The 8,402-nt window shown below is 44.5% G+C and carries 8 protein-coding genes; 4 read left to right on the top strand and 4 right to left on the bottom strand.

Translation table 11 applies throughout. The features are described from left to right. The first annotated feature begins 137 nt into the window (after nt 1-137). Both QUA47_RS29335 and QUA47_RS29330 read left to right on the top strand, forming a co-directional pair. A complete protein-coding gene (locus QUA47_RS29335; RefSeq protein WP_333433390.1) occupies nt 138-626 on the top strand; it encodes a hypothetical protein in 489 nt (162 codons plus the stop codon). Nucleotides 627-1,004: 378 nt separating this feature from the next. Then, nucleotides 1,005-1,748 (top strand): hypothetical protein, encoded by a 744-nt coding sequence (locus QUA47_RS29330; protein ID WP_333433389.1) that lies wholly within the window; start codon nt 1,005-1,007, stop codon nt 1,746-1,748. Between the two features lie 180 nt (nt 1,749-1,928). Here QUA47_RS29330 and glmU read toward each other — a convergent pair whose 3' ends face one another. Further along, a complete protein-coding gene (gene glmU, locus QUA47_RS29325) occupies nt 1,929-3,317 on the bottom strand; it encodes a bifunctional UDP-N-acetylglucosamine diphosphorylase/glucosamine-1-phosphate N-acetyltransferase GlmU (protein WP_333433388.1) in 1,389 nt (462 codons plus the stop codon). 53 nt (nt 3,318-3,370) lie between these two features. Beyond that, the gene (locus tag QUA47_RS29320; protein WP_190662386.1) at nt 3,371-3,577 is read right to left on the bottom strand and encodes a hypothetical protein; all 207 of its coding nucleotides are present in this window, start codon (nt 3,575-3,577) and stop codon (nt 3,371-3,373) included. Between the two features lie 375 nt (nt 3,578-3,952). Here QUA47_RS29320 and QUA47_RS29315 point away from each other — a divergent pair, with 375 nt between their 5' ends. After that, nucleotides 3,953-4,939 carry a hypothetical protein gene (locus tag QUA47_RS29315; RefSeq protein ID WP_333433387.1) on the top strand — a complete coding sequence of 329 codons (987 nt, stop codon included), beginning with the start codon at nt 3,953-3,955 and terminating at the stop codon, nt 4,937-4,939. 25 nt (nt 4,940-4,964) lie between these two features. Next, nucleotides 4,965-5,789, top strand: a complete 825-nt coding sequence (locus QUA47_RS29310) for a sulfurtransferase (protein WP_190738222.1) — start codon at nt 4,965-4,967, stop codon at nt 5,787-5,789. A 284-nt stretch (nt 5,790-6,073) separates the two neighbouring features. Here the strand turns inward: QUA47_RS29310 and QUA47_RS29305 are convergent, their stop codons facing one another. Together QUA47_RS29305 and QUA47_RS29300 are read right to left on the bottom strand one after the other, a co-directional pair. Next, a complete protein-coding gene (locus QUA47_RS29305) occupies nt 6,074-7,546 on the bottom strand; it encodes an MBOAT family protein (RefSeq protein WP_333433386.1) in 1,473 nt (490 codons plus the stop codon). Nucleotides 7,547-8,037: 491 nt separating this feature from the next. Next, the gene (locus QUA47_RS29300; RefSeq protein ID WP_333433385.1) at nt 8,038-8,256 is read right to left on the bottom strand and encodes a hypothetical protein; all 219 of its coding nucleotides are present in this window, start codon (nt 8,254-8,256) and stop codon (nt 8,038-8,040) included. Nucleotides 8,257-8,402: the final 146 nt, after the last annotated feature.

Raw genomic sequence — 8,402 nt, 5'->3', positions numbered from 1 at the left:
AATTATTAATACATTACCTAAAATTTCAGGATGTTCCCGTTCCAGCAGTATTCATACCTTGATTCAGCAACGCCAAAAATTGCATACAGCGGATAGATAAGTAATTCACCTTGTTTGTGAAAATCCCAAATAAACTGATGAAAATTCTCACGCAAACACCAACTCAACTAACAATTCAAACTTCCAGCGCCCGGGATGGTTTACTATTAATTTCTCCCTTCATCGTCATTGGACTATTGCAGATTATTTTAGCTTCTAATTGGATAGGTGGAGGCATATTTCTGTTATTTTCGCTGTCTTTGTTGGACGGCGCGATAGATGAAACATACATTTTTGATAAAACTTTTAGCAAAATGACCATTAAACGACGGGGTGTATGGCTTCATGATGTTACCGAATGCCCAACGCACGAGATTTCTGCGGTAGAATTAGAGGAAATAGGAGATAGCGAGGGAAATCGTAGCTATTATGTTGATTTGTGGATGTTCGGGGGCGATATCATCTGTTTAAGAAGCTATTCACTAACAGAACAACACAAAATGGCTGACTTGATTCGCAGTTATATATCGATTAGGGATAATCGCACGCTTAGCAATGTATTTGCCCTGCAAGTCCGTGAACCGTAGCTATCCTGTAGGGAATCCCCCAAATTAATAACTAACGATAATTAAGTAGGCGCAAATAAACCTAAATGTAACAAAATGTAAACCTGCCGTCACCTGGGTGATTACTTTCCTACGGAGCGCGAAACTAAGGTTTTATTCCCATAACATAATTAATATATTTTTAAGATTCATCTATTTTAAATAATGGAAAGCTATCTTAAACCCAGCAGGTAAACTCGCGACATTTGTTGTCTGTCAGAAATTTTAGTGGTAACCTATTACCAAAATAAAAGGGGTCATCGCAGAGGACGACTTCAAATAATATATAAGCTAACAATTCTGCCGATCGGGGTTAGTAAGGCATCTGTAACATCATTTTTGGAATTTAAGGCGAGATAAATGAAAATAATCAAGCAAACAGCAAGTGAATTAATAATTCAGACTCAAAGCATATTTGATTTTTGGTTGGCTAGTTGTTTATTCATAGCCCTTGGACTGTTCGGGCTGGCTTTTGATTATCATAAAGCAACCCTGATCTGCCAGCGATTGCAGGCAAAACAAGGCACTTGCCAGATTGTGCGATCGAATTTACTGGGTTCAAAAATTCAAGAAATTGAGCTTGCTTCTTTGCAGGGAGCTAAAGTTCAAAGATGCGGCTATAAAACCAGAGTTGTACTTCTGACTTCTGTTGGCTATGTTCCTTTCACTGCTAACTCCCCTAATTGGGGAAGCCAAGACGCTGTTGCTTCTGACATCAATTTTTTTGTGAAAAATGCCAAAGATCGATTGCTGCGCTTAAGCCAAGAAGATCGCTGGTTGGGATGGACAGGAGGCATATTTTTGCTCGCAGCAGCCGCAGTGATCGTCTTGAGAAATAATGAAACCTACAGCTTCGATGGAAATTTAAACACCTTGACTGTTAAACAGCAGGGTTTGTTTGCACGTAAAGTAATTGAATACTCTCTGTGCGAGATTTATGGCGTGGAAGTCGATCGAACAAAAGATCTGGATAAGGACATTTGGTACGAAGTCAGACTGTTAGTTTGTGGAGGTTCTCGCATCTCCCTACCCCGCACTATGAGTCCCTACGAGCAAGAAAAAATCGCCAAAGCGATTAACAACTATCTGCACCAGCAAAAATAACAAAAAATAGCCGATCGCCATCAACCCGATTTCTCAAGCTTGCCGACTTACGCAGAAACCGGGTTTTTTACCAAAATCTCTCCTAGAGCGCGATCGCCCCCGTGATAAAAACCCCGTTTCTTTGGTATCGAATGCGAAACTCGCAGGTGGAAACTCATCATCTAAAAAGTGAACAATCGTTCACTTTTGAGGTTCTTTCAACTTCCAACCTGGCTTGACAACTTGCCGGGAACGGGCAATTACTAAACAATCATTCGGCACATCTTCTGTCACCACAGAACCCGCCGCTACAGTAACATCTTCCCCCAAAGTTACCGGTGCAACCAGCACGCTGTTAGAACCCGTTTTACTCCGATCGCCTATTTGAGTTTTGTGCTTGTTTTTTCCGTCATAATTTGCCGTAATTGTCCCAGCACCGATGTTGACTTTTTCTCCCAAAGTCGCGTCGCCTAAATAAGACAAGTGAGCGACATTAGTTCGATCGCCTATTTGAGTATTTTTCAATTCTACAAAATTGCCGACGCGGCAGTTCGCCCCAATTTCTGCGTGTCCCCGCAAGTGGGCGTAAGGGCCAATCCGCGAATTTTCAGCAACCATACTGTCAGAAACCACCGAATAAAGCACAGTCACATTTTCCCCAATCTGACTGTTTTCAATCAAACTGCCGGGGCCGATGCGACTCCCAGAGGCGATCGAAGTGTTTCCCCGCAAGTGAGTTTGCGGTTCAATTACCACATCCGGCTGCAACTCTACTGTATCGTCAATGGTGATGCTGTTGGGATCGAGCAGCGTCACTCCCGCCGTCATCCACTTGTCCTTTACCCGCGTTTGCAAAATATCGCAAGCTGTGGCTAAATGTTTGCGATCGTTAATTCCCAATATTTCTTGATAATCTTCTACATCCACCGCCATCACCGGACTGAGGAAATTTACCGTATCAGTTAGGTAATATTCTTTTTGGTCATTATCTGCCTTCAATTCTGGCAAAATTTTCTCTAAATCCGGCCAATGAAAGCAGTAAACACCTGCATTAATGCGGTGATTTTGCTTTTGAGCTTGTGTGCAGTCGCGGTCTTCGACAATTTGCTGGACTAAGTTTTGACTGTCGGTAAATACTCGGCCGTACCCTTGAGGATTAGGTAAATTAGCTGTCAATAAAGTAGCAGAGTTTTGGTGCTGTTTGTGAATTGCCATCAATTGTTTGATAGTTTCTGCCCTCAGCAAAGGTACATCCCCATTTAAGACCAGCAAGTCTCCTTGAAATCCCTCTAAGTGAGGCAGCAATTGTTGGATGGCATGGCCGGTGCCCAATTGTTCGGTTTGTTCTACAAATTCTAGGGGAGGAGATTGAAGATTTTTCCCTGATATTTCTTGACCTCGAATCAGGGATTCTTTAACGAGTTCGCCTCGATAACCGACGATGACAAGTCGCCTGGTAATTTGAATTTCTTGACAACTTTGGAGGACTCGCTCAACTAGCGATCGACCGCCTAATTCGTGTAGAACTTTGGGCAAGTCAGATTTCATGCGCGTGCCGCGTCCCGCCGCTAAAATTGCTATTGCTACCATTGTGCGATCGAGTTATTTGCTATAAAAACTTGAATATTGACTAACTGATGATATCACTCGCTGTCCGCCGATGGCACTGCGATCGCACAAATTTTTCCTCTAAAATTTCTCATCTGGCATCCGCGCGATCGAGGATTTTTCCAGGCGGATGCTGGTTGTAGGGGCGATGCTTGCAATATCTGGACTGGCGCGCCCGGTATCAAAAACCTGGTTGCAGCAGCAGTATTTGGCGGCTGAGCAAGACGACTTGCATTCCTCACTACAAACCTGAGTTCGTTTGGGAGTCAGGACTGCGAGTCTTTTCCCAAGGGTTCGGAGGCGGAGCGAGAGTGATAATTTGCGTCTTTGGGCTGGGATTTGCCACGATACATTATACTATTTGTTGAATTTCAGTGAGGGTGTTTTCAACTTTAAAAAAATTATTTCTGACTTTTTCATTAATTCTGCCTTCTATAGCAACCGCGCCCGAAGGTTAAGACGTTCTTAATTGCTGAAACATGAGCTATCATATTGCTTCTGACTTCTGTGCTAAATAACTAAAGCCTTCTGACTTCTTCCATCCGTTACATCCGTTACGTAATCCGTTACCGAACTTCCTTCAGCCTTCTACATTCTGCATTATCAGGTGTCTAGCTATGACAGAGCTTAATTTTCAGGAACTTGCCAAGCAGGGAAACCCGGAGGCGATCGCATCTTGGCTAAACAGCCAGTTGCAATCTGAAGGCATCACCGCCTCCGCGAATCTCGACGGCGACTGTTTGGATGTAATTCTTGAGGCCGAGCAGGTACCCATAGAAAATACATTAGTTGATTTTGTCCGCACCGAGCTGACGAATTTGCAGCCGGATTCGATTCGTAAAGTGAAGGTTGAGGGCCGAGAAAGCGGTCAGATTGCTGCTGCTTGGAGTCAAGAGTTTAGTTTGGAGAACAGCAATTTTGACCCACAGAGCTTTGGGGGAGAATCTGTGCCAAATACTGCGGTTGCTAATATTGACGATCGCACAGAGATGGAGAACAATTTTGAGGAGGAGGAAAAACCGCCGGAACTTGCTGCATTTGAGAATCGGCTGCGATCGACTTTCATTGTAGTCGGGCTAGTAACGGGTATGTTGGCGATCGCCGTTGTGGCGTTTGTCGGTAAAATTTTGAACCAGCCAGCAGCAACTGCGGGGGAGAATCCCGATGAAACAGCAAATTTAGCAACTGCACCAGATACTTTTCGAGAAGCCGTTAACAGCGCACTCAAAGCAGCAGAATTAGGCCGAGCGGCAAAAACCAAGGAAGATTGGACTACAGTTACCGATCGTTGGCAAGAAGCCGTCTCATTAATGAGAAGAGTACCAGTCTCTAGCCCCAACTATCAACTAGCTCAAGCAAAAGTAATCGAGTATCAGAAATATCTGCTTTACGCTCAAGAAGCAGCAGTAACTCCCCCTCTGCCAACTCCAACTCCCGCACCCGCCGAAAAATCACCTGCGGAAAAAGCAACTCCTAAAAAATCCAATTCGCCCAAAGAAACTCCGGAAAAAGCAACTCCTAAAAAATCCAATTCTGAAAATAGAGCTTCAGAGAAATCTCCTTCCGACAAAGCAGAACCCGAGAAAAAATCTCCTTCGAGATAATGTTCAAATATAGATTGGAAAAATTATGACTGACAACACTTTAATCGTTTCTCCTGAATGGTTAGCCACCAATACCGACAATCCGCAAGTTGTAATCATTGACTGTCGGTTTTCCCTTGCCGACCCTGAATTGGGACAAAAACAATATCAAGAAAGTCACATTCCGGGAGCTTTCTATTTAGATTTAAACCGCGATCTCGCGAGTTCAGTGGGCAAACACGGCGGTAGACATCCGCTGCCAAATATTGAAGAATTAGCTGAGAAGTTGAGCGCGATCGGCATTAATTCACCTGAAACTTTAGTCGTCGCCTATGACGATTCACGGCTGGCTTTTGCCGCTCGTTTGTGGTGGCTGCTGCGATATATGGGACACAGCAAAGTGGCTTTGTTAGACGGCGGTTTCAGCGGCTGGAAAGCGGCGGGCTATCCGGTAACAAATATTTTGCCAGAACCCCGGGAGGGTAAATTTGTGACCCACTTGCAGCAGGATTTGGCGGTAGATATTGAGGCGGTAAAAGAGCGTAAAGACTTGCCGGGAAAGGTTTTGGTTGATTCGCGAGAAAGCGAGAGATATGAAGGTTTGCGGGAGCCGATCGACCCCATTGCAGGTCACATTCCGGGTGCGGTTAACTATCCTTGGCAAGGGGTGACGGATGAAACTGGAAAAGTGCGATCGGCATCCGAACAAAAACAGCGGTGGACGGAATTAGAAAAAGCCGAAGAAATTATTGTTTATTGCGGTTCCGGGGTGACGGCTTGCGTTAATTTACTGTCTTTAGAAATCGCCGGAATTCCCGATGCTAAACTTTATGTCGGTAGCTGGAGTGACTGGTGTTCTTATCAGTTGTAGCGCCCAGGAGCGAAATGATTGTTGACTGTTGACTGTTGACTGTTGACTGTTGACTGTGAGTTGTAGGGTGGACACCGAGCACCAAAGCGGGGAATCACTTCGGCGCACCTCAATGTAGTTGTATGGTGCGCCTAGCGCACCTTACGGGCAATAAAAGGAAAATCAAATATAGCAACCGCCAAGACCGTTAGGACGTTGTTAATGGCTGAAACGATTGATTTTATTGCTTCTTCCTTCTTCCTTCTTCCTTCTTCCTTCTTCCTTCTTCCTTCGGCTATAATACCCTAAAAATCAAAATAAATATAAGGCAAACCCCCTTCGGGAGCTAACACCCAAACCGCATACAAACAAAGCGGCACTAACACCAATTTCAGCGGCCAATTTAACTCCAATTTCAAACCCCGACTCAACGCATAATTCCCCACCATCGCCGCCGCCAAAGCCGCCAACATCCAAGTTAAATGCACTCTTTCCAAACCCAAAGCTTCGCCATAAACTTTCTCAGCAAACTGCACGTCAGCAGTGTGTCCCCACAAATGCGAAATCACCCATCCCGAATCCTTTAAATCGGGAAGACGGAAAAATATCCAACTAGCAAAAACCATCGCCTGAGTCAACAGCCAACCGATCGCAATACCGATCGGATTTTCCCACAAAAACTCGATCCGCAACCGCTTAAACAGCACATCAGTCAGCCTGTGAGCCGCCAAAGCCAAACCGTGTAAACCTCCCCACACAATAAATCCCCAAGCTGCCCCGTGCCAAATTCCCGCAATTAACATGACAATCGACAAATTCAGACAAGTGCGCCACAAACCGACTCGCGAACCGCCCAAAGGAAAATACAAATAATTGCGTAGCCAATCGCCTAAAGTCATGTGCCAGCGCCGCCAAAAATCAGCTATGCTGGCACTAAAATAAGGAAAATCAAAATTTGGTGGCAAATACCAACCCAGCAGCAAAGCAGTACCCCGCGCCATGTCAACATAGCCACTAAAATCGAGATAAAGTTGCAGCCCGTAAGCAAAAATAGCCAGCCACAAATCCTCGCTACCCGCCCGCTGCAAGTTGGTAAAGCTTAAATCGGCATAAATTCCCAAGTTATCTGCGAAAAGACCTTTTTTTACTGCACCAAAGGCGATCGTCCAAAGTCCCTCAGAAATGCGATCGGGCGTCGGAAATTGCTGGGTTTTCAGTTGATAGATCAAGTTGTGATACCGAGTAATCGGGCCGGAAATCAGTTTTGGAAAAAACAACTTGTAAGCAGCAAAGTGCAGCAGCGAAGTAGCAGCAGGCGCGCCTCGGTACACGTCAATCAAATAAGCAATGCACTCAAAGCAAAAGAAACTCAATCCCAAAGGTGCGATGACGTGACTTTTCACCCAGTCAGCCCCGTCGATAGCTAAAGGCCAATTGAACAAAGTGCCGATCGAACTCAATAAAAAAGGCACATACTTAAAGCCCAGAAGCAGCAACACATTCAGGCAGATGCCTATCCACAGCAGCAACAAACGGCGGCGGTTCCAAGATTCATTAGCAATCCGCCAATCCAGAGGTTCCCCAATGGCCATCGCCAAGCAGTAATTAAACAAAGCACCGACTAACAGCAGAGGAATGTACCAAATTTGCAGCGAAGCGTAAAAAATTAAACTACCCGCCAACATGATGAACAGCCGCCACCACCGCAGCGGAACCAACCAGTAAGCGGCGAACAAAACTAACAAAAACAGGGCATATTGAAGGGAGATGAAAGTCATACCATTTTAGATTTTAGAATTGGGAATTGGGAATTGGGAATTGGGAATTGCTTTTTTTGTATGGGTTTGGATTACGCGCCTACAGTTGCATTCTTTTTATTAATCGAGACTTTGCTAAGAACAAGATTTATCATGGATTTTAGCCGATAGCCGACACGAAAATAGGGCCTCGGTAAGTTCCTACTATACAGTCGGTCACTGAGAACTGCTACATTTTACAGCACAAAGGTTATATGCTGTTGCAAATTAAATAAATCTTGCCTGCGATAAATTAATTCTCTTACGAACAATATAAAAAGCGCTGAAAAAAATATAATTAGGTTCGCAGCATCGGACTTCAGTTCTCAAAAGCTACAAGGCCTGATATTGTTTCCCTTTGCATCGGAATAATATTTTTCACCGTGCAGTGCTAGCATCCCGCACAGCAAAAAAGTGATGTAACCCAAAATGTTTTGAATTCATCACGATAGCCTGGGGGGGTGACAAGATGGCTAAGAGCTAGACTGAATCTGACTTATAGCTCTCATCCCCTGTTGGTAAAAGTAGCGCTTAGTCGGGGTTAAAGTCATTAACTCTTGAACTGCGTCGGCATATTTTTCCAGGTATGTTAGCCATTGGTGGCTATCTAAACCACTGCCAAAGGTACTCCGTCTTGCATATTTTCTTTGTGACTCTTGAGGGCGAACAATGTACTTTTTGACCGATTTCATTTTGAGATTTGTTCCTTGCATGATGGCACTACTGTAGGCGAGTGCTATTAATAAAATGAGGGTCATCAACCAATACGGTTCAGTTAAGGGCTAGGCAGTGCTTAAAACAATAAATACAGGAGGATTCATTATTATTCCAGTACCTC

Origin of the sequence: Microcoleus sp. MON2_D5 (genome assembly GCF_036701905.1) — a bacterium.
Taxonomy (GTDB): domain Bacteria; phylum Cyanobacteriota; class Cyanobacteriia; order Cyanobacteriales; family Microcoleaceae; genus Microcoleus.
This window is presented reverse-complemented; position numbering and strand designations above follow the sequence as displayed.

What these genes read in the sequence shown, in the direction of transcription:
- QUA47_RS29315 (WP_333433387.1), top strand. Translation starts at nt 3,953, where the DNA reads ATGACAGAGCTTAATTTTCAGGAACTTGCCAAGCAGGGAAACCCGGAG.
- QUA47_RS29305 (WP_333433386.1), bottom strand. Translation starts at nt 7,546, where the DNA reads ATGACTTTCATCTCCCTTCAATATGCCCTGTTTTTGTTAGTTTTGTTC.
- glmU (WP_333433388.1), bottom strand. Translation starts at nt 3,317, where the DNA reads ATGGTAGCAATAGCAATTTTAGCGGCGGGACGCGGCACGCGCATGAAA.
- QUA47_RS29300 (WP_333433385.1), bottom strand. Translation starts at nt 8,256, where the DNA reads ATGAAATCGGTCAAAAAGTACATTGTTCGCCCTCAAGAGTCACAAAGA.
- QUA47_RS29330 (WP_333433389.1), top strand. Translation starts at nt 1,005, where the DNA reads ATGAAAATAATCAAGCAAACAGCAAGTGAATTAATAATTCAGACTCAA.
- QUA47_RS29335 (WP_333433390.1), top strand. Translation starts at nt 138, where the DNA reads ATGAAAATTCTCACGCAAACACCAACTCAACTAACAATTCAAACTTCC.
- QUA47_RS29310 (WP_190738222.1), top strand. Translation starts at nt 4,965, where the DNA reads ATGACTGACAACACTTTAATCGTTTCTCCTGAATGGTTAGCCACCAAT.